The following is a 22,119-nucleotide window of genomic DNA, read 5'->3' on the forward strand; positions in this document are numbered from 1 at the left end:
GTACGGTATTCCCTGCCTTAATTACTATAATCAGCGTAGGCGTAGCCCGTCGAAGACATCGCCCTGAATCAGTCGTGATAGTTTGATTAAAATTAGCTAAGAAACAATAAATAGTTTTTCAACAAAATACAGGGCGGGAATCCGATCAACTCGCCAAAGATAATCTGAAATTTTTGAGGTTTGATTATGCGATCGCTCAAAGCTTAAAATAGCAGATTTAATTAGTGCATTGACCTTTAGTCTATGCACTTGAGCAGAAAAGTTATTCAACTCTGGCGCGGAGTGCGGGAGATGGAAAAATGTTTTCAAATCCAGCTTGCCGCTCATCCAAGGGTTCTGGGGCATCGTTCCAAAGGCTCTCATAATAAAAGAAGGTTACGCCTAAACCGCGTTCTTGGGTAGCCCGCACCTGAGCTTTAATTTGCTGTATTGGAACTGGATTATTTCGTAACCCTGTCATAATGCCAATTCCAGTTGGAATTATTTGTTGAGCTTCTTGAATTTCTAGGCGGGAAATATTTTCCACAAAACTTTGCAGATTCGGACGATAAACTTGCACAATTAACTCGTCTACAATATTTTGCCGCATCCAACTCAGCCAGTCTTGTAAGTGAAACTTGTAAGCAAAATCATAGTAATTAGGAGAAACGGAGAAAATCGCCTGGGGTTTTCTCTGCTTCACTGCTTGGTTAAGTTGTACCATGAACGCCGTAATTTTATCTGCCCGCCACTGTACCCATGCCGCATCTTGGGGATTGGTTGGGGGAGTATTATTGGTTTCTTGAGTGTACAAAGCAACTGTATATTGATCGTAGCCAAATTCATAGGGCAAACTCATGTGATCGTCAAACTGAATGCCATCGGCATCATATTGAGTGACAGTTTCTAGCACGAGATTGGTAATAAACTGTTGTACTTGGGGATGGAAGGGATTGAGCCACATAACCTCACCTGCTGCATCGCTCGAAGTTTGGCTACCATCCCGCTTTTGTGTGAACCAATCTGGATAATTCAGTGCCAGTTCTGAAGTTGGGGGAGCCATGAACCCAAATTCAAACCAGGGAATCACCAGCAATCCTTGGCGATGGGCTTGGTTAATCAGGTCTGCCAGAATATCATGTCCATCTGAACCTCTGGAGACAAAAGGTTGAATACCTGCACGTTGTGCGATCGCACTGGGATACATCACATAGCCAGAATTCCACACCACAGGATAGATTGTATTGAAATTCAGTCGTCGTAGTTGACTCACAGCATCCTGAACTTTGGCACGATTCTTGAGGGTGTCAAAATCATTGCTAGTCATCCAAACCCCGCGAATTTCCTGACGGGGTAGCTGCGCGATGGCGCTGAAGCGCCCACCTTCGGTGATCGCACTGAAGGTAAAGCTGTCTACCAGCAATATCGTCACAAAAGATATTAAAATGAGAATTGGAAAAAGATACTTGAGCAGTTGCCGCCAACTTTGAACAAAAAAAGGTGATTTCATAGATTTGAATGATGCATTAGCTACCCACACACGCCATTGCTCGCTTTGATGATTGAATCTACTAACCATACAGTCTAAAAGTATTTATGCTTACTACAGGATCGATGAGTTGGTAGTTGTTCGTTCCCTGCTTATGGAACTTTTGCACCAAAAAAATTAAAGCAGACTTAGCAAAGTTATAAGATATTTGACGTAGTTAGTAGTCATTAGTGTCCCTTGTTCCCCTGATCTCCTCCACACCCCACTTGTGTCACAATAGAAAACTGTAATAAGAAAAATATTGTTAAGGTAATTTAGTGAGTCCAACTGCTCAATCCACGACAAGTAAGCGTCGCGTGGTATTTCCTTTTACGGCAATTGTGGGACAGGAAGAAATGAAACTGGCGCTGCTATTGAACGTGATTGATCCCAAAATTGGTGGTGTAATGATCATGGGCGATCGCGGCACCGGGAAATCCACAACTATCCGCGCACTTGCGGATCTGCTGCCAGAAATTTCCGTGGTTGCTAATGACCCCTTCAGTAGTGATCCTAGCGACCCCGATTTGATGAGCGATGAAGTCCGCCAATTGTTAGAACAAGGGGCAGAAATTCCTGTAGCTCAGAAAAAAGTCCAAATGGTAGACCTGCCGCTAGGAGCCACAGAAGACCGAGTTTGCGGCACAATCGACATCGAAAAAGCTTTATCTGAAGGTGTCAAAGCCTTTGAACCGGGACTACTGGCAAAGGCTAACCGGGGCATTCTCTACGTCGATGAAGTCAACTTGCTAGATGACCACCTCGTAGACGTGCTACTCGACTCTGCTGCCAGTGGATGGAACACTGTAGAACGCGAAGGTATTTCGATCCGTCACCCAGCGCGTTTCGTTCTTGTGGGTTCTGGAAACCCAGAAGAAGGCGAATTGCGTCCCCAACTGCTCGATCGCTTTGGGATGCACGCAGAAATTCACACAGTCAAAGAACCAGTCTTGCGGGTGCAAATCGTAGAGCAACGAGCAGATTTTGACCAAAATCCCCCAGTATTTCTCGAAAAGTATAAACCCCAGCAAGAAACATTACAAGAGCAAATTGTCAATGCTCAACAGCTTTTACCAGAAGTGAAAATTGACTATGATCTGCGGGTAAAAATTTCTGAAGTCTGCTCAGAATTAGATGTAGATGGTTTGCGGGGTGACATTGTTAGTAACCGCGCCGCTAAAGCCTTAACAGCGTATGAAGGACGCACTGAAGTTACAGTTGATGATATCCATCGCGTGATTACGCTATGCTTGCGTCACAGACTGCGGAAAGACCCCTTAGAATCGATTGATTCTGGGTACAAAGTCGCTAAAGCTTTTAGCCGCGTCTTTGGCGTCGAACTACCAGAAGATGCTAATACACAAAAAAACGGCACAGGTCAAAAATTAGGGGCTAGGGGTTAAAAGTCAAGAAGGGAATAGGTTACAGGTGACAGTGAAGAAAACTATCCTCTGTCCCCTGTGTCTTGAGGATAAAAGTTAAGAGTTTTCAATAAAAAGCTGCTTCATAACTCACAACTCCTAACTCAGCACGGGCTAAACCCTGGCTCTCCGCTAACACAACTCAACACTAACTATGAGATTTTGGTATTTTTGGTTTAATAGCTTTGTTATGTCTAGCCATTACAATCCGCCCCGGTTTGTAGAATTATTGATGCTCTTATTAGCGATCGCAATGCTGGCAATAGCGAGTATTTTACCCGATCGACCGTATTTAATCTTAGGTTTAAGCTTAGTAGTTGGGGCATCTATTTCCATCTTAGTGCGGGAAGCGATCGCCCCCTCACCCCAGACGCGAATTACCAGACTAACAGCATCCCTATTGCTCATTATCGGCCTCTATGGCTTTGCTGATTTAATGTACACTCTTTAATGGGGAGTAGGGAATAAACTTAATCAACAATGACCAATAACTTACCAATTCTGCATTTCCACTAATTCCATACACAACTCATTAATTTGTTCCAAATCAGGTTTGTGAGGTAGGGCGGATTGTGCGTAAACAATTTCCATTTCGGCAACTAAATCTTCTGCCATTTTCATTACCTGCTCATAAGAATACTCTCCCTTTAAAATGGCTTTTAAATCCTCAACATCGCCAGCAATTCTCCTATCTACAATCACTTCACCTTGGCGCAATATTTCTACTCCACTGCGTAACAATCTAATGCAGTGCATCCCATGTTTGAGGTCAAAACCCGACTTTCTTTCCATTTCTGCCCTAGCCGGATTTCTATTTTCCTGCCAGGATAAGTAAGCCTTCCATTCTCTTAAAGCTATTTGATAGCTTTGACTTTTTTGAAGCAGGCGGATAAAATCTTTACGGCTATTGCTTAAATGTTGGGTATATTCCAAAGTTTCATTAGGTAAAGTATATTGTTTTAACACTCCTTTAAAATCAATATCTGCCGTCAGCAATTTGTATAATTGTTCCGCTTCCTCCAAAAACTCAATCCGTCCTCTGATTAAGTTATAAAGATACTCTAGGAAAGCATTTAGTTCATCTTTGGAGAGCGGTGTTTCGTCTTCTATAGCAAAGTCAGATGGGATTGGTTTTTTTTGCGGTGGCTTTAACAACCACTTACGATGGGTTTCCATCTTTTTTATTTGGGCAAAGGCATAACCAGTGTAAGTATGTTTTACCTTTTTGCTCAGAAATAGCTGTTTATGGTTAATTAAATATTGTCCTATTGGGGTTAAAAAAGGATAGTTGTTCAACCAAAGCAATTCTAAAACATTGGGATTCGCACCCAATAATAACTGGAGAATTTTTCTTAATTCATATATAACTGTGTCTTTGTTGCTATCTAGGAATGGAAATATTCCTGGTTCATCCCAACCATCATCTTTTTGTTCTATGCGGTCAAATCCCAAATAGTACCTTTTGGGTGCAATAAAGACTCCCCGATAATCAAAGTCTGAATCAGGACGATTTAAACCATAGCCGTAGCTACCTGCCAAACCAATTAAAATAGTTCTTTGTTCAACTTCTATTCTTTGCATATCAGCTAATTAAAATATAGCCATCCTAACTCATGAGTTAAACAGATGGAAAGATGGTAAGATGGTAAGCAAAGTTGCTTAGTTTAACAAAAATGCTCCTAAAGGAGATGATGCAACGGTATCCCCCTTTAAGAGCAGAACTTGTTAATTCAGTTGTTTCTATACTTTCGCTTTCCTAGAACAGAAATTATCTAGGATTAATGTGGCGTCTAGTCCCCCATCCTGGATTGACAATGGCGGCTAAATCTTCTTCAGACAATTTGCTGATTTCACCCTCCAGTTCTTCGGTTGTGAAGTAATAGCCACGCTCTTGAGCTATCTTGATGAAGGCTTCTGGATTAGCTGTTGCTTTGAGTCTTTGCTGTAATGCTTGATCTTGTTTTACAGCTTGAAAAAGTCGGGTAGCATTTTGCTGTGTCATGACAGTCTATCTCCTGTTTTAAATATCAGGTTTGAATGTAGTAATTTGACTCCTCTGGATTCCCTAAATTCTGTGAAAGCTTTTACATCAAGCGTGTAAGTCCAATTTTAAAACAAAGAAGAAAAATGTGTGGATTTTGACAAGAAAATATAAGTTATAGTCTAAATATTTCTACTGGTTTGTAAAAGTCATTCCCTAAGATGGAAGCAGTATTTAATTAAAAAGTATTGATTCTGAATTGTAAGTCCACGTTACATTTTTTGGGTGGGCGATGTCTACGACGGGCTACGCCTACGACCGTGACAACTTTTGGCAAAATGAAAGCTTGACTTGACACCTGTTAATAAAATATCATATTAGATTGTCTGTCTAATTCCTGCTCGGATCAGGTAGACATATTACAAAAGCTGGCAAAAGCGTCTCAACGCCAGATAAAAACCAGCTACCTGTACGGCAACCTCAAGGACAATTCCATGACCTACGCAATTATTGAAACTGGCGGCAAACAAATACGAGTAGAGCCAGGGCGGTTTTACGACATTGAACTGCTTGCGATCGAACCAGATGAAAAAGTTACAATAGACTCCGTATTACTCGTGCAGCATGAGGGCGAAGTCACCATTGGACAGCCAATAGTGACAGGTGCGACTGTAGAAGGGACTGTAATGCGACATTTTAGGGGTCGTAAAGTCCTGGTATACAAAATGAAGCCGAAAAAGAAAACTCGTAAAAAGCGGGGGCATCGTCAGGAAATTACCAGACTTATGATTGACTCCATCACCCTGAATGGTGCAGTGTTTGCTGCCCAAGGAGCAGTGGAGGAAGAAATCCCGGTTGCAGATGAGACTCCTGCCGAAGAATTTGAAACCGCTGTTGAATAATAAAAAGAAGTAGATACACAAGAGGGAATCATGGCTCATAAGAAAGGAACAGGTAGTACACGTAACGGTCGTGATTCTAATGCCCAACGTCTGGGTGTTAAGCGTTACGGCGGTCAAGCTGTGCGTGCAGGAAACATTCTCGTGCGTCAGCGCGGCACCAAATTTCACCCTGGCAATAACGTCGGTATTGGTAGCGATGACACTCTGTTTGCCTTAATCGACGGTGTAGTAACGTTTGAGAGAAAAGGTAAAACCCGTAAAAAAGTTAGTGTTTACTTACCGGTAGCCGCTGCTGAGGCAGTCACTGCTGAGGCAATAGCAAGTTAGAGTGTTAGGGTGGGTATTGTACCCACCCTATTTGTTAGGAACCAGAGGGATAGAACGGTTTACAGTTAACAGCCCTAGTCTCTCAATATGTCTGGAAAAGTTACACGCGGATAATCTGTGATAATTGTTGAGATAACCGTTCAGTATTGCCTAGAACTTATTAATTCTCCATAAAAGTAACCGAAGAACCAAAATTACTTGCTCTTAACAGAACTTGAACAAAAAAGGAAATAATAACACGCTATAGTGCTTTACTGGTATAGTTTTCACGTCACAGGGTAATAGTATTAATAATAATGAGTGTGTTTTTGTTTGTGGTGATGCTGTTGTTAACAGCCATAGACCATCATTGATATTAGCCACTGTCAGTACAAAAACATCGCTGACACCGCTGCTATTTTTTTTGCTAAAAATGCGATCGCTTATTCCCTAGTTCGCTTTTTTTAAAATTAAACAATTTCAGCAAATATGTCTAAGTATATACTTCCTAAAATGAAGCTAATTTCGCAATTCAAAACCATCATAAGTGCGATCGCTATCTTTTTGATAGTGTTAAAACTCAGATTAACTATTAATTTTTTGAGATTTTTATGTTATAATTTACGCAAATTTAAAGGTAAAAGAAATATCGGTTTCTCTTACCTTTAGGCGCAAATAATCTTGATTCTTAGTTGCTATTATGAACGATTTATGAGTTCAAAACCTTTTTTAACTCATAACTCTTACTAGGATGCCAACAACTGCCGAATTAACCTAGCTACAGCCTTCTGGGTGAAGCGGTTGGCAATTTGTTGACCCAAACGCTGCACACCTGGATTTATCAATAATTGGGCAACTTGGGACGCAAATTGGGCTGGGTCAAAACCTTGGGTTTCTCGAAGAATATTCAAAATACGTTTTATCTGCTCCAAGGTTTGTTGTTGCTCAACTGTCGCCGCCGGAGTTTCATTAACTGCTGTCAATCCTACCCGTTCCCGCAGCATATAGGTGAAGTTATGCAAAACATTCTTACCTAAAGCATCAAGTCCGTTAACAGATTCATCTACCAGCTTGTCACGAATAAAAGCGCCGCGTTCAGAAGCGAGAAATTCTATCCCCTGGTTCAGCACTAAGTTAAAGTCATAGTCTTGACTGTTACTCGCATTACGTAACAAGTTTTCTAAGCGATTCCAGCGAAATCTGCCATCTTTAAATAGCAAATCTTGCAATGATGCTCTTAATTGTGGTGCTGGGTCAGTTAAGAGACGTTTGGAAACGTAAGGATAAGCTTCGCTGAGAACTTTAAAGTCGGGATCTATAAATATTGCAATACCTTCGAGCGTCACCAGAGAGCGAATAATTAAAGCGTAGTAGGGAGGTACGCGGAAAGGATACTCATACATTAAAGCCGATAGTTCATCGGTGATACTTTTAATGTTAAGTTCGGCAACACTGGCTCCTTGGGCATCAGCAAAGACTCTTGCAAAAGCTGGAATAATTGGTGTTAAATCGGTTTCTGGTGATAAGAAATCTAACTTAACGTAATCTTTTGCTAGTCCTTCAAAGTCGCGGTTGACGACGTGGACGATCGCTTCAATTAAACCATAGCGCTGTAGTGGCTGAATCTCGCTCATCATCCCAAAGTCGAGATAAGCCAATTTACCATCTGGTGTTGCTAACAAATTACCAGGGTGAGGATCGGCATGGAAAAACCCATGTTCTAGCAACTGGCGCAAAGAACACTGCACACCCACTTCAATTAGATAACGAGCATTTATGCCTTGGGCGCTAATTTCTTCTGTCTGAGTTAATTTAGTGCCGTTAATCCACTCCATCGTTAATACACGACGATTAGTGTATTCCCAGTAAATTTTTGGTACATATACGTCTTTCATATGACCGTATAACTGGAAAAATCGCTCGGCATTTTCGCCTTCGTGGATGTAGTCCATCTCTTCAAAGATGCGATCGCCTAATTCATCGAGAATACCAACTAAGTCACTTTTTACCCGTTTGACCTTTTTCTGCACCCAAGCCGCGAGGTTACGCAAGATATACAAGTCAATAGTGATCCGCTCTCTTAAGTCGGGGCGTTGGACTTTGACGGCAACTTCTTCACCAGTTTTTAGTTTACCTTTATAAACTTGCCCCAATGAAGCCGCAGCAATTGGCTGGGCCGAGAGTTCCGCGTAAACTTCTTGGGGAGGTGCACCTAGTTCTTCTGTGATAAACTGGTAAGCAATTTCGTTGGGAAAAGGCGGTAATTGGTCTTGCAGCTTTGTTAATTCTTCTAAGAATACCGGAGGAACCAGATCCGGTCTGGTGGACAAAGCTTGGCCAATTTTGATGTAAGCAGGACCCAGTTGGGTCAGCAAGACTCGTAGCTGAGTGGCTCGGCGGCGATCGTTTTTGACGACAATTCCCCGTTTACTATCCGACCACAACCCAAAAGCAAAGGATAGAGTCGGCCCCAACACAGCAAAAATCCGCCGGACAACTTGCAGGGGTCTATTTTTATAATGCACCGCTATGCTCACGGGATCATAAAGCTTCTCAGGTTCGGCTGTTGTCCTTACCTTTTGGGCGGCTAAGAGGCTTGGCGAACGCACAACCAAGCTTTGTGTACCATTTTCTTCTGGTACTATATCAATAACGTCCAGTTCGCCCCGGCGATTTGTGCCGTTGCTACTGTCCTCCTGAATCGGTCGGGAACTAGGGGGAAGTGTCTTAACAATCATGAAGAAGGCCACCAGTCAGAACGATCACATTAAGTATTGTAACAATATGTTCAGAGATTGGGCATGGGGCATTGGGCATTGGTTATTTCCCACTTGCTCCCCTGCTCTCCTGCTCCTCTAGCTCTTAAAAGTCTTCAGTACCAATAGGTCTGCTACACTTAAATGGGCATACTATTTCAATAGTAATAGCTATTGCTAGTTGCTGAAAAATCATACTTATTGTCCTGTAAATTGGAAGTATCCGGCATCTGCCCTAATGGAGAATTTGGCTTGATGTTGCTTTGCCTGCGAATTGAAAACTTTGCCTTAATTGACCAACTGGAATTGGAATTTGGCGCGGGACTAAATGTGTTGACAGGTGAAACCGGCGCTGGAAAATCGATTATCTTGGATGCCATTGATGCCGCTTTAGGCGGTAAAGTATCTAGTCGAGTCATTCGCACGGGGACAAGTCGGGCGATGGTAGAAGCGACTTTCACCTCAAACGCCCCTCTAGCGGCTTGGTTGACTGAACAAGAAATAGATTTACTTGATGAAAATTCCGTAGTTATTAGCCGAGAAATTACGGCCACTGCTAGTAATATCCGCAGCCGATCGCGGGTGAATGGGGTGTTAGTAAATCGCCAGATCATGGGAGGAATGCGCGATCGCTTGGTGGAAATCACAGCCCAAGGTCAAGCGGTACAAGTGGGACAATCTGCCCAAGTCCGGGACTGGTTGGATTTGTATGGCGGTGACTCTCTAATGCAGCAGCGTCATCAAGTCGCCACGAGCTTCAGTACTTACCAACAGGCGCATCTAGCACTAGAAAAACGCCGGACATCGGAACGGGAACGGTTGCAACAATTCGACTTGCTCAATTATCAAGTGCAAGAATTGGGAGCAGCCAACCTCGACGAATTTAATGAATTGGAACAGTTGGGACAAGAACGGGAACGCCTAAATCATGTTGTTGATTTGCAACAGATGAGTTACAAAGTTTATCAAGCTTTGTATCAAAACGATAATGAAACCCCAGCCGCCGCAGATTTATTAGGAGACAGTGAGACGACATTAAATCACATGGTGGAATATGATACCCAATTGCAACCCCTATTGGAATTGGTGCGAGACGCGCAAGCTGCGGTAATGGAAGTGGGAAGGCAGATTAATGCCTATGGGGATGGTTTGGAAGCCGATCCCCATCGGTTGGAAGAAGTGGAAGAACGGATTCAGGAATTAAAGCAAATTTGTCGTAAGTATGGGCCGACACTAAAAGAAGCGATCGCTTATTACCAACGTATCCAAGGGGAATTAGGGTTACTTAACGATAGCGAACAGTCTATCGAAAAGCTAGAACAGCAAGAAAAGGCGTGTTTTGATAAACTCACCCAAGTAAGTAATCAGTTAACTCAACTGCGGAGTAAAGCGGCTGCTAATTTAGAATCACGTTTGATAACTGAACTCAAGCCTCTAGCAATGGAAAAGGTGAAATTTCAGGTTGAGATACTGCCTGCTTCCCCAACTGCGATGGGAGCAGATAAAATTACCTTTATATTTAGTCCCAACCCTGGAGAACCACTGCAACCTTTAACGGAAATTGCCTCTGGCGGTGAAATGAGCCGCTTTTTACTAGCGCTGAAAACTTGTTTCTCTCAGGTTGATGTGGCTGGGACAATGGTATTTGATGAAATTGATGTCGGGGTTTCGGGAAGAGTCGCCCAAGCGATCGCGGAAAAATTACACCAGCTAAGTCAACGCAACCAAGTATTGTGTGTTACCCACCAGCCTTTAGTTGCGGCAATGGCCGATCGCCATTTCCGCGTAGATAAGCAAACTATCAATCAAAGCAAAAATAAAAAAGACAACGCCGAGCAGCGTACCGTTGTCAGAGTCACTACCTTGGATAATTTAACCACTCGCCGGGAAGAACTAGCGCAGTTAGCTGGTGGTAAATCTGCAAGTGATGCGATCGCTTTTGCCGAATCTCTGTTATTGCAAGCTGCTAACCACCGACGCAGGGAGCATACTTGATTCAGTAGCATTATTAAACATTTAACCACAGATTTTCCGGAAACTATTTTTTAAGTAAGTAGTCAGCATAATTTATTTGTTACATTAATCGGTTATTTACGTAAGTCGAGCAAAGTTCTAGCAAGCGTACTGATCGCTCAGGGAACTAAGACAAAAGGAATATGCAGTTTAGTTGCTGTTTGTTTGAATTTATAAAAGGCTTGATTATATCATACGAAAATACAAAAAAATTCTTATTGCTGATACTAAGGGAATTTGATAATATGGATTAAAAATCTTCTCTTGTGAATGGAATCGATAATATGATTGATACCAAGAGAGCAAGGGTATACGTAGAACAGCTAGCTGGATACAAAGCTTTTATACCTAATCCTTTACCGCCTATACCAAAATTATGTATTGATGATGAAATGTGGGAACTTTTATCACAAGCAGATAGAGCATTAGGTCGTTTAGATGGATCAACAGACGCTTTACCTAATCCCGACTTATTCGTGTTTATGTATGTTCGTAAAGAGGCGGTGTTGTCAAGTCAGATAGAAGGAACACAAGCTTCTTTAATAGATGTCCTTGAGTTTGAATCCCGTACAGTGGAACCAGACAACCCGCAAGATGTAACCGAAGTTGTCAACTATATCGCAGCAATTAATCACGGACTCAAATGACCCAATTATCATACACTAATGCTAACAATTTAGTCAAAGAATTATGCACAATAAAAATTGTGCAAGAAGTTACTGGAAATAAACGTAATCGAACTTTTTCTTATAGCCCATACCTATCTATTTTTACGGATTATTAACATGGCTATTATTTAACAATTTCACTCAGCACTACGGATGGTTTTTTGCTGTTGATAACGCTGTTTAAACTGCTGTTGCTGTATTTTATGATCAACAATTGGTTCAGGATAGCCAACAGCATGACGTTCTAAAGATGGAATTTTACCAGTAACTAAATATTCTGGATCAACAGACCGCAATTCTGACACCCATTGCCGAATATATTCCCCATCTGGATCGAATTTTTGTGTTTGACTGGCTGGATTGAAAATCCGCACAGGTTTCGGGTCCATCCCGCTAGAAGCACTCCATTGCCAACCGCCATTATTGGCAGATAAATCTCCGTCAATCAGCTTCTGCATAAAATATTTTTCTCCCAATTGGGGATTAATTAGCAAGTCTTTAGTGAGAAAACTAGCGACAATCATTCGACAACGGTTGTGCATCCAGCCGCTTTCATTCATCTGGCGCATTGCTGCATCCACAATGGGATAGCCTGTTCTTCCCTCACACCAAGCTTGGAAGTGTTCTTCGTTAGTTTCCCAAGGAAAGTTCTTGAAGGTGTCGCGGAAAGCACCATCAGCTAATTCGGGGAAGTTATACATTGCGTGTTGATAAAACTCCCGCCAAGCTAATTCCTGTTGCCATGTGCGGATAGCGGCGGCAGTTTCCTCGCTGCGGCTATTTTCTTGTGCTTCTATGGTGGCTTGCCAAACGGTGCGAATGCCAATTACCCCAAATTTCAAAGCCGCACTCAGTTGCGATGTACCATCTACTGCGGGAAAATTTCGCTGTTCTTGGTATTCAGTAATCGCTTTAGTAGTAAATTCCTCTAGCCGTTCTTGCGCTGCCGCTTCTCCCGGTGGAATAATCAATTCTCCATCCCAAATAAATCCTAAATCTTTCGCTGAAGGTAGTGTTAAGGTTCCTGCAAGTTTTGCAATTTTCTGTTCAGCTTCCGTTAATCCTTCAACATTTTGCAGTGTTTCTACTGGTTGAGCCTTCGGTTTGGTAATCCAGTTTTTCCAGAAGGGAGTGTAAACCGTGTAACGACTGTTACCACCCGTGCGGATCTCCTCTGGGGAGTTGAGGATTTGATCCCAATTTTGGTTAAGAAACTCAATGCCTTTTTCTTTAAGGACATTTATAATAGCGCGATCGCGTTCTTGCGAATAAGGTTCTACATCCCAATTCCAAAAAACAGCTTTGGCATTTATTGCCTCTGCTAAAGCTGGTATCGCTTGCACAGGATTGGCGTGGAGTATTAATAACTGGCTGCCGACTTCAGCATACCGCTCTTGGAGTTTCTGCAAACAGCCAATCATATAAGTTACTCTCACAGGAGCAACATCATCCCGTTCCAGAATATGCAGATCAAGGCAAAACACGCCTACCACTTTCGGACTCTGCCGTTTTGCCGCAGCCAGTCCCGTATTATCAGAAATGCGTAAATCGCGCCGATGCCAAAATAGAATTAAGTCAGACATTCCATACTGAAGATAGTTCACCCGTACTATATTAAATGCTAGTGATACTAATTAGCATCATTCTGACGATAAATTTATCCTGTGAGTGGGGAGTGAATTAAGCAGAAGGTTAGATTCCCAATTATATAGAAATCAAGTGAGTGATTCGTTCAAGAAGCCGTATTAAAGCTCAATTTTAGGATCGCAAACTGTGATATTTATTACGTAATGCTTTAACTCTAAACTCAATTGACAACAATTTAATCAGTAGTTTATTGCGAGAGGAGCTTATGCAGGAATCTGTAGTCTATCAAAGAATTATTAGACAAGGAATTGAGCAAGGGAGACGAGAAGAGGCTTTGTCAGTAGTCATGCGCCAACTTCCTCGGCGAATTGGTGTAGTTGCTCCAGAATTGCGTAGGCGAAGCCCGTCGTAGACATCGCAGATTGAGGCATTATCTCTAACTCAATTAGAGGATTTGAGTGAGGCACTATTAGATTTCTCGACAGCAGCGGATTTAACAAGCTGGTTCAATAGTGTTAGAGAAGCCTAAACCGTCTGCATCATCTGGCATAGCTTTCAGGGGTTCTGCCACATATTCAATGGTAATATTGTTCTTAAATGAACTCCGCAGATATTGCGATCGCAATTTTAGGTGTTTGATCTCTCTGATCTGAACTCACCTTAAATAATCCTACGGCACTCAGGCGATGTCTGCGACGGGCTACGCCTACGCTCGCCGAATTTTGTGCCAGATTAACCCGGCGACAATCAACCCTAAACCTACTTGCCAAATCGAAGATTCCACCCAAAAAGCGAGGAAAAGGCAAGATATAAGACCTAGCCAACCCACCCATACAGGATAGAGTCGCTCTGTTGGGGTGAGGCGCAAGGCGGCGAAGTTGGTAATTGCATAATAAATCAAAACACTAAAAGCACTAAATGACCAAGTAGTTTTGACATTACCTAATAGTACCAGCAGAGCGATCGCTATCCCGACAAATACCACAGCCCAGTATGGGGTTGTCTGTTGTTGATTAAGACGTGCTAAGAAATTTGGCGCATCTGAGCGGCGTCCCATTGCCAATAACACGCGGGATAAGCCCAAAATCAAGTTCAATAGTACGCCCAGCATTGCTGTCACCGCACCAATCGCTAACACCAAAGCACCACCAGAACCGGCAACGCTGCGGACTACCACTTCTAGGGGTGCTGCCTTCGTCTGCCCTGTGGTACTTCCCAAGACATCTGCGCCCACAGCCCCAATGCTAACTATCGCCACTGTCATATATAGCAACATTGTCAGCAGCAGACAGACAATCATGGCTTTAGGAATCGTTTCTCTCGGCGAGCGTGCTTCTTCCCCCATTGTGGCTATGCGCCCATAACCTGTGTAGGCGACAAACATTAAAGCGCTAGCATGGAGTACTGCTCCTGGGGATGTTGTGAAAAATGGTGTCAAATTCTCAATTCCCACTTCGGCTGCACGGGGGAGACAAGCAAGAATAAAGAAGCCTAAAGATAACAGCGTTACCGACACAATCACGGTGTTGGCAACATTAGAGCGGCGGATACCACTTAAGACAACCAACGTCATGATCACAACAGCGAAAAGGGCTGTAGGAACTACCCAACTGGAATTAAAACCGCCAATGTTTAGTAAGTAACCAGCAAAACCTAAAGCGGCGGTTGCGGCAGAAGCAGTTTTTGCTACCAAAAACATCCAGCCGGCGGTGAAGCCCAAGGCGGGGGTGAGATATCTGTAGCCATATTCATAAGTGCCACCACTAACAGCATGATTAGCTGCTAACTGGGCGCTGTTGAGTCCATTGCAGGTAGCAACAATTGCCCCAATTGCTACCGCCAAAATTACCGAAGTTCCAGCAATCCCAGCTGCAATCCCGATACTGACAAATACACCCGTACCAACAATCGAACCAAGTCCCATCAAAGTTGCGCCAACAACCCCTAACTCTCGTTTCAGTTGGGGCGGAGAATTTGTAGCAGACATCTTATGTTTAATTTTTCTTTTTACCCCATTTTACAGTAGACATCTCCGATAATGAATGTAGAGACGCGTTAGCGTAGCGGGACGAAGTACAATTTCGCGTCTCTACAAGGGTTCTGCATAACGCATATTTAATTTCTGGAGATGTCTAGTTATGTACACCCTCATATAGACTTGTATAAGTAGGTTATTTTGTGATTGTTCAGTGTCGGCGCACCTCGTGAACAATTACATTCTGAGCGCGTAGTTTACAGCCGTAGGCATCGCATAGATGTGCTATTGGTAAATAACACACATCAGGCAATAAAGCTTATGGATGACGATAAAAATCTCCCAAAGAAAAAGGGCAGGACACTTCCTCCAAAGCTGATCATTTGGCTAGGAAAGTTTATCTGGACGAGTATGTGGCACATAATGATGTCAAAGCTTGCTCCTAGCAATCAGTCGGGGGCGTATATTCGTCCTAATAGCCAGTTTCGCAAGTTCATCGGCACAGAATCAGGAAACCTACACCCACCTGCAACTGGGCGCTACAAACTTTATGTTGGGCTGGGCTGTCCTTGGGCACACCGGACTTTAGTTGTGCGATCGCTCAAAAAAATTGAAGCGGTAATATCAGTGTGTATCGTCTCTCCTTCTCCCATTGAAGGCGGTTGGATATTCAACCAAGAAGAACAAGGTTGCCGCACACTAGCTGAATTTTATCAGCTGGCAGAACCAGGCTACACCGGACGAGTTACAGTTCCAATTTTATGGGACAACCAAACAAAAACTATCGTCAACAATGAGAGTTCAGAGATAATTGTAATGCTGAACTCTCAGTTTAACGAGTTCGCCAACAATTCTACACTTAATCTCTACCCAGAAGAACTCAAAGAGAAAATTGACTGGTGGAATGAGAAGATTTATCACGCGGTAAATAACGGTGTGTATCGCTGCGGCTTTGCCCAGAGCCAAGAAGCATACAATCAAGCCTGTAATGAACTGTTCGCAACTCTGGATGAGATTGACACTGCATTGCAGACTAATCGATATCTGTGCGGAGACAATCTCACACTCGCTGATGTGCGTTTATTCACAACGTTATTTCGTTTTGATAGTGCCTATTATGGGCTGTTTAAGTGCAGTAGGCGGCGAATTCGAGACTACGAGAATCTGGGAGGCTACTTAAGTGATCTATATCAGCTTCCAGGTGTTGCTGACACCTGCGATGTAGATACTGTAAAGCGGGACTACTACGGGAATCTATTCCCACTTAATCCCAGTGGGATCATTCCCGATGGCCCGGATATGTCATATCTTAATCAACCACATGGTCGCGATCGCATCGGCAAAGTGAATAATTGATAACTGATACCTCAATAGCTGCATTCTAGAGTTGGTGTAATCGTGAACCAGATTAATCGAGTTGCAATTGTTGGTGGAACTCATGGCAATGAGTTTACGGGAGTTTACCTGATCCAAAAATTTGATCAGTTTCAAGACTTGATTACTAGACCAAGTTTTGAGACAGTAACTCTGTTAGCAAATCCTAACGCTTTTGCAGCAGTAAGGCGATATGTAGAGAAGGATTTAAACCGATGTTTTCTCAAGCAAGATTTACAAGATTCAACTCTGGGTAGTTACGAAGAATTGCAAGCTAAATCAATCCAGGATACCTTAGCATTAAACAGAGATAAACAAGCAGATTTCATCTTAGATTTACATAGTAGTACAGCTAATATGGGTCTGACAATTATTTTGGTAAACAGTCATCCCTTAAACTTGAAATTGGCTGCTTATCTGAGCCAGATTAATCCTTTGGTGAGGGTTTATCGCTGTTCTTTTAAATCAATTGAAGAAAACCCATTTCTAAATTCCCTGTGCGAATTAGGCTTTGCAATCGAGGTTGGGCCGATTGCCCAAGGTGTCTTAAAAGCAACGCTGTTCCAACAAACAGAAGAACTTGTTTACGCGGTTCTGAACTATCTAGAGGAGTTTAACCGGGGTGAAATTCCATCAACTAACGAAACGTTGATTCTCTATGACCATTTATCAATTGTGGAATATCCAAAAAAAAAGGATGGTACAATCTTTGGGATGATTCATCCAGATATTCAGGACAAGGATTATCAACCCTTGCTCCCAGGAAATCCAATGTTTTTAACTTTTAATAATGAAACAATTATTTATGAGGGATCATCTACCGTTTGGCCTATATTTATTAATGAAGCAGCTTACTACGATCAGGGAATGGCAATGTGTTTTACCCAGAAGCAGCAAATTAATATCTAGGATGCTGAGAAAATTTTACTTGACCCGTAAAGCCCAAACTTAACACTATAATTTACGCTTTAAATTGTCCAAATATTTGAACTTATAATGAAAATCAAGCAAAAAGGAAACAAACCAATAGCCAGTCTTTCTTTAGACTTAGATAATATTTGGTCTTATTTAAAAAATCAGGGCGCTCCGGGTTGGGAGACTTTTCCCTCTTACCTGGATATCGCAGTACCTCGTTTTTTAGATATTCTCCAGCAATGGAATTTGACAATCACAGTATTCATTGTCGGTCAAGATGCAGCCCTAGAAAAGAATTTTAAGGCATTACAAGCGATCGCTAATGCTGGTCACGAAATTGGTAATCATTCATTTTATCATGATCCTTGGCTACATCTCTATTCAGAAGATGAAATTGAAGAAGAAGTATTACTAGCCGAACAACATATCAAGCGCGTCACTCATCAACACCCTGTCGGCTTCCGGGGGCCTGGATACAGTTTTTCCCCTGCGGTATTGAAAGTTTTAGCACGACGAGGATACGAATATGATGCTTCGACTTTTCCCACATTTTTAGGCCCCATAGCACGAGCTTATTATTTGATGACTTGTAAACTGAGCAAGGAAGAACGCAAGAAACGAGAAGCTCTGTTTGGCGGTTTCAAAGACGGTTTGCAGCCTCTAAAACCTTACCAGTGGCACATGGGTAAGGATAAACTGACTGAGATTCCCGTTACTACCATGCCAATTTTCAAAGTGCCAATTCACTTTAGTTACATAATGTATCTGGGTACATTTTCTTCTGAACTGGCTTTACTCTATCTGCGAATTGCCCTGTGGCTATGTAAACTTACACACGTTCAGCCTTCTTTACTACTCCATCCTACAGATTTTTTAAGTCAAGAGGATGTGCCAGAACTGTCATTTTTTCCTGGTATGAGCGTCCCCACCTACAAAAAGCTAGCAATAGTGAACAAAAGTTTGGAACTTATATCTAGTCAGTTCAATGTTTTAACTGTTGGACAACACGCCAAATTTGTAGCTGGTGTCCGTCAACTACCTGTATTAGTACCTCAAAAGAGGTAAAAATATCCTCTATTACCAATTACAAGAAGCAAACAAATTAGCGACAATCTCAACTAGTTCTCCTGGATCAACTGGTTTAGATACATGAGTCTGAAAGCCAGCTTCCAAAGCGCGAATCCGATTCTCGCTATCGCTATAGGCGGTTAAGGCAATAGCTGGAACTTTTCCCCCCATATCGGGCTTGAGCGCACGTATTTTGCGGATCAAAGTGTAGCCATCTTCGCCAGGCATACCTATATCAGAAATTAAGACATCAGGTTGCAATTGGGGTAATATTTCTCGTGCTGCGGCTGCTGATGGAACTGCTACAATGGTGGCTCCATCTGCTTCTAATACTGTAGTAATAAAAAAGCGAATATCATCATCATCTTCAACTACGAGAATATTTAAGCCAGCAAGAGCCGGAGAAGATTGTATAAAGGATGACATTTTAATTTTGTCTAATAACAATGCTGATCTAAAATATAGAATGGTTAAAGATTCTGTTTTACTCTAGCCGTAAGGGCAACAATGTTGTATGTAACAATAGCTTTCAACTATTTTGTATTGTATCTCTGTAGTCCTTCGGATGATGTTACTAATGCCAATGCACACCTATAGTAACTATTGTACCATTGAGAGCGATAATTTTAAATTTTTTGATTAATCAATACTGTATTAATGGCTTGATTACCAAAGCGAATTTTTGCTTATTTTAGGCTAGCAATGGCACTTAATATAAACCCTACTTTCATGTTTGACGAAATTCCTTAAGCTTTGTCTTTAAGAGTCATGGGATTTTAATTTAGTAGCAAAAACTTTTATTAATCAATAGTCATTAATTAGTCATTTAGATAATATTCGGCAATTAACACAGTATTAAAATTATCAGGAATTTTACTGAGCCATCAAGACAATAAATATTACTAATATATACATAAATATTGTCAGGATGCTAAATATGTCAAATCTACCGCTTCAGTACAAAAAATTGAAAGAGCAAGTTGAGTCAATATTACAACTTTCACAGCAAGAACCAACGCTACGTTCTCAAGATATTACATCTGTGCAAACTTCTTTAAGTAAGGCAATTTCTCCAAAGTTTGAGATTGTGTTTGCAGGTGCCTTTAGTGCTGGTAAATCAATGCTAATCAATGCACTCTTGGAGAGAGAATTACTTTACAGTGCAGAGGGACACGCTACGGGTACAGAATGCAAAATTGAGTATGCAGAAGTAGATAAAGAACGTGTTGTTTTGACGTTTTTAAGTGAAGTAGAGATTCGGGAACAAGTAACTTATTTGTGTCAGCAGCTAGGATTTGATACAGTAGCTAATATCAACCAGGCTGATGTAATTAACTTACTAAGTCAAGGTTCTGAAGCTATTATTCACCATGAGGGTGGTGAGAATAAATCAGAACGTGCAAAACAGGCGAAGGCGTTAATGTTGTTGCTAGAGGGATATATAGCAAACCGCGATCGCATCAACACGGTTAAAAATGCTATATATTCAATGGAGCAATTTAACTTTTCCAATCTCAAGGAAGCTGCTGGATATGCGCGTCGTGGTAGCAATAGTGCAGTATTGCAGCGAATAGAATATTACTGTAATCATCCTCTGCTACAAGATGGTAATGTAATTGTTGATACGGCGGGTATAGATGCACCAGTAGAAAAAGATGCACAACTAACTTATGCCAAAATTCAACATCCCGATACTTCGGCGGTGGTGTGTGTGTTAAAACCTGCGGCGGCGGGTGACATGACAAAAGAAGAAACAGAACTTTTGGAATTAATGCGGGAAAATGGGGGAGTACGCGATCGCGTTTTTTATATCTTCAACCGGATCGATGAAACTTGGTATAATACCCAGCTACGACAACGATTAGATGATTTAATTAGTGGACAGTTTCGCAATACAAGCAAGGTTTATAAAACTAGTGGATTATTAGGATTTTATGGAAGTCAGATTAAACAAACAAGTGTACAGAATAGATTTGGTTTAGATTCTGTTTTCGCAGAAAGTATTAAAGGTTTAGATGGTAAAGAAGAAACACCACAATTTGTCTATGCGTTTAACAACTACTGTGTAAATTCCGGAAAACTATCTTTCACTAAATTTCGTGTCTCTGTTAACGGCTTTGAAACGCCGAATCAAAATTATGTGCGGATTTTGGAAGATTCGGGAAATGAACTTATAGAACAGCTAATTGAAGATAGTGGTATTGAGGAATTTCGCAGAGCTATTACTCGCTATCTTACCGAAGAAAAGCGTCCACAATTGTTTAAAAATCTTGCTGATGACTTGGAAGATGTTTGTATTAAACTGAAGAAACATTATCAGAGTGTGCAACGCGATTTAGATAGTCAGCCACAAGAAATTGAAACTATGAAGGCGCAAGAGTTGCAACGCCTGAATCAGCAACTCCAGCAAATTGGTAGAGAATTTAGTGAGCATATCACACAAGAAGTTAACCAAATAATTAATATCTCCTGCGATGCTTTTGAAGCTGATTTTAAACAATTGCAATCACGAATGATTCGCCGTCTAGATGAATTGCTAGATACTTTTTCTGTAGCTGAGGCTTATCGACGTGCAACCATTAGCCATCCTCGCAATGCTACTGCACCTTTAATTGCTATTTTAGTAGAGGCATTTTATTACTTAGCAAATCAATTAGAAGATATTTTGGTTGATTCTTCTCAGCAAGTAGTTGGAAATTATTTCCAGCGGTTAATTGAAAAGATTCGCAAGTCAGAATATTATCGTCAATTGTATCGTTTATTAGATCATGATGGCGGAATTGAACAAGAGATCAGAACTTTAGAAAAACTAGTTACTCAAGCATTAGTGAGTGCAGCTAGTGTAGAGTGCGATCGCTATGTACGAGAAAGTCCCAGATTTTACGATGAAGGCACTTTTTCTATATATCAATTTCGCCAAACTTTGTTACAAACTTCTCAAGGTTACGACGCTGAAAGTATCGTGGAAGCAGAGCCAGCAATTAGGCAATTATTGAAGTTAGATTTTGAACCAAAAGTTTCCCAAACTATTCGTAAATCTTTCCGTCAAACCATCAACCAAATTCTCAAAACTCAGTTGTTACCAATGGCAGATCAGCAAGCAGATGAAATTTTGCAGCAATACCCACAAGCCCGTGCTTATTTAGAGAAAACACTGCAACAAGAAGCTGAAGAAAAAATTGCAACTAATCGGCGATTATTGAGTGTGGTTGAAGAAAATATGGAAGCATATAATTCAGCAGCTTCTAGTATCAATAGTTGTTTACAGGCGATGCAACTATCTGACCATCTTTTGCCTGTAATTGGTGATGCAGATTTGATATATGTTACTCCTGATTCATTAGATAATGGTGGCAAATTTGCTACTAACGGATTTGTGATTTCAGATGGTTTAGTTAATAACCTAGCAGAGGTTTAGTATTAATATCAGGTAAACACAGATAATTTTACAGAACTTACGGACTGTACAAATTAATCATGGTATGCTTTTGCCAAAATAGGTCGTTTCAGGCTTTGATTAATCATTACTTTGATGGTAAATAGATCCGCGCTGTAGGGGTTTAGCAATGCTAAACCCTTACGACAGATGCGGTTTTTTCCATTACACATATTTGGTATTTTCTGTCAATGCGTAAGTTCTATTTTA

General features: G+C 41.5%; 18 protein-coding genes and 1 pseudogene. 11 read left to right on the top strand and 8 right to left on the bottom strand.

Annotated elements, in window-relative coordinates; all coding sequences use genetic code 11:
• Window positions 1-262: 262 nt before the first annotated feature.
• On the bottom strand, window positions 263-1,489 hold the full coding sequence (locus tag ACEW80_RS14340) for a glycoside hydrolase family 10 protein (RefSeq protein ID WP_373527231.1): 1,227 nt from the start codon (window positions 1,487-1,489) through the stop codon (window positions 263-265).
• A 296-nt stretch (window positions 1,490-1,785) separates the two neighbouring features.
• On the opposite strand from ACEW80_RS14340, the gene bchI reads away from it, so the two are divergent.
• Both bchI and ACEW80_RS14350 read left to right on the top strand, forming a co-directional pair.
• On the top strand, window positions 1,786-2,910 hold the full coding sequence (bchI, locus tag ACEW80_RS14345; RefSeq protein ID WP_373527232.1) for a magnesium chelatase ATPase subunit I: 1,125 nt from the start codon (window positions 1,786-1,788) through the stop codon (window positions 2,908-2,910).
• A gap of 172 nt (window positions 2,911-3,082) precedes the next feature.
• On the top strand, window positions 3,083-3,379 hold the full coding sequence (locus tag ACEW80_RS14350) for a hypothetical protein (protein WP_373527233.1): 297 nt from the start codon (window positions 3,083-3,085) through the stop codon (window positions 3,377-3,379).
• A gap of 41 nt (window positions 3,380-3,420) precedes the next feature.
• Here the strand turns inward: ACEW80_RS14350 and ACEW80_RS14355 are convergent, their stop codons facing one another.
• Together ACEW80_RS14355 and ACEW80_RS14360 are read right to left on the bottom strand one after the other, a co-directional pair.
• The gene (locus tag ACEW80_RS14355) at window positions 3,421-4,509 is read right to left on the bottom strand and encodes a DNA polymerase beta superfamily protein (RefSeq protein WP_373527234.1); all 1,089 of its coding nucleotides are present in this window, start codon (window positions 4,507-4,509) and stop codon (window positions 3,421-3,423) included.
• Window positions 4,510-4,696: 187 nt separating this feature from the next.
• Window positions 4,697-4,930 (bottom strand): Nif11-like leader peptide family natural product precursor, encoded by a 234-nt coding sequence (locus ACEW80_RS14360; protein WP_373527235.1) that lies wholly within the window; start codon window positions 4,928-4,930, stop codon window positions 4,697-4,699.
• 473 nt (window positions 4,931-5,403) lie between these two features.
• Between ACEW80_RS14360 and rplU the strand changes: the two genes are divergently transcribed.
• Both rplU and rpmA read left to right on the top strand, forming a co-directional pair.
• Window positions 5,404-5,811, top strand: a complete 408-nt coding sequence (gene rplU, locus ACEW80_RS14365) for a 50S ribosomal protein L21 (RefSeq protein ID WP_373527236.1) — start codon at window positions 5,404-5,406, stop codon at window positions 5,809-5,811.
• A 30-nt stretch (window positions 5,812-5,841) separates the two neighbouring features.
• A complete protein-coding gene (gene rpmA / locus ACEW80_RS14370) occupies window positions 5,842-6,138 on the top strand; it encodes a 50S ribosomal protein L27 (RefSeq protein WP_373527237.1) in 297 nt (98 codons plus the stop codon).
• 725 nt (window positions 6,139-6,863) lie between these two features.
• Here rpmA and ACEW80_RS14375 read toward each other — a convergent pair.
• Window positions 6,864-8,855, bottom strand: a complete 1,992-nt coding sequence (locus ACEW80_RS14375) for an ABC1 kinase family protein (RefSeq protein WP_373527238.1) — start codon at window positions 8,853-8,855, stop codon at window positions 6,864-6,866.
• Between the two features lie 273 nt (window positions 8,856-9,128).
• On the opposite strand from ACEW80_RS14375, the gene recN reads away from it, so the two are divergent.
• Both recN and ACEW80_RS14385 read left to right on the top strand, forming a co-directional pair.
• Window positions 9,129-10,868 (top strand): DNA repair protein RecN, encoded by a 1,740-nt coding sequence (gene recN, locus ACEW80_RS14380; RefSeq protein WP_373527239.1) that lies wholly within the window; start codon window positions 9,129-9,131, stop codon window positions 10,866-10,868.
• A 302-nt stretch (window positions 10,869-11,170) separates the two neighbouring features.
• A complete protein-coding gene (locus ACEW80_RS14385; RefSeq protein WP_373527240.1) occupies window positions 11,171-11,533 on the top strand; it encodes a Fic/DOC family N-terminal domain-containing protein in 363 nt (120 codons plus the stop codon).
• A 158-nt stretch (window positions 11,534-11,691) separates the two neighbouring features.
• On the opposite strand, the gene ACEW80_RS14390 is transcribed toward ACEW80_RS14385, so the two are convergent.
• Window positions 11,692-13,137, bottom strand: coding sequence for an FAD-binding domain-containing protein (locus ACEW80_RS14390; protein ID WP_373527241.1), 1,446 nt, complete (start codon window positions 13,135-13,137; stop codon window positions 11,692-11,694).
• 269 nt (window positions 13,138-13,406) lie between these two features.
• Here ACEW80_RS14390 and ACEW80_RS14395 point away from each other — a divergent pair.
• Window positions 13,407-13,670, top strand: a pseudogene (locus ACEW80_RS14395) (DUF4351 domain-containing protein).
• On the opposite strand, the gene ACEW80_RS14400 reads toward ACEW80_RS14395, so the two are convergent.
• Window positions 13,635-13,766 (bottom strand): hypothetical protein, encoded by a 132-nt coding sequence (locus tag ACEW80_RS14400; RefSeq protein ID WP_373527253.1) that lies wholly within the window; start codon window positions 13,764-13,766, stop codon window positions 13,635-13,637. The pseudogene ACEW80_RS14395 and the gene ACEW80_RS14400 sit on opposite strands and share 36 nt — an antisense overlap.
• 81 nt (window positions 13,767-13,847) lie before the next feature.
• Complete coding sequence (locus tag ACEW80_RS14405) at window positions 13,848-15,128, bottom strand: APC family permease (protein ID WP_373527242.1); 1,281 nt, start codon at window positions 15,126-15,128, stop codon at window positions 13,848-13,850.
• A gap of 309 nt (window positions 15,129-15,437) precedes the next feature.
• Between ACEW80_RS14405 and ACEW80_RS14410 the strand changes: the two genes are divergently transcribed.
• From ACEW80_RS14410 to ACEW80_RS14420, 3 genes are all read left to right on the top strand, one after another.
• Window positions 15,438-16,472, top strand: coding sequence for a glutathione S-transferase family protein (locus tag ACEW80_RS14410; RefSeq protein WP_373527243.1), 1,035 nt, complete (start codon window positions 15,438-15,440; stop codon window positions 16,470-16,472).
• Window positions 16,473-16,514: 42 nt separating this feature from the next.
• A complete protein-coding gene (locus tag ACEW80_RS14415; RefSeq protein ID WP_373527244.1) occupies window positions 16,515-17,399 on the top strand; it encodes an aspartoacylase in 885 nt (294 codons plus the stop codon).
• Between the two features lie 87 nt (window positions 17,400-17,486).
• On the top strand, window positions 17,487-18,470 hold the full coding sequence (locus ACEW80_RS14420) for a polysaccharide deacetylase family protein (RefSeq protein WP_373527245.1): 984 nt from the start codon (window positions 17,487-17,489) through the stop codon (window positions 18,468-18,470).
• 12 nt (window positions 18,471-18,482) lie between these two features.
• Here ACEW80_RS14420 and ACEW80_RS14425 read toward each other — a convergent pair whose 3' ends face one another.
• A complete protein-coding gene (locus ACEW80_RS14425) occupies window positions 18,483-18,899 on the bottom strand; it encodes a response regulator (RefSeq protein ID WP_373527246.1) in 417 nt (138 codons plus the stop codon).
• 511 nt (window positions 18,900-19,410) lie between these two features.
• On the opposite strand from ACEW80_RS14425, the gene ACEW80_RS14430 reads away from it, so the two are divergent.
• Entirely contained in the window at window positions 19,411-21,891 is a 2,481-nt protein-coding gene (locus ACEW80_RS14430; RefSeq protein WP_373527247.1) for a dynamin family protein, read from the top strand.
• Window positions 21,892-22,119 lie beyond the last annotated feature (228 nt).

Source organism: Nostoc sp. (assembly GCF_041747015.1).
In the GTDB taxonomy this organism is placed as follows: domain Bacteria; phylum Cyanobacteriota; class Cyanobacteriia; order Cyanobacteriales; family Nostocaceae; genus Nostoc.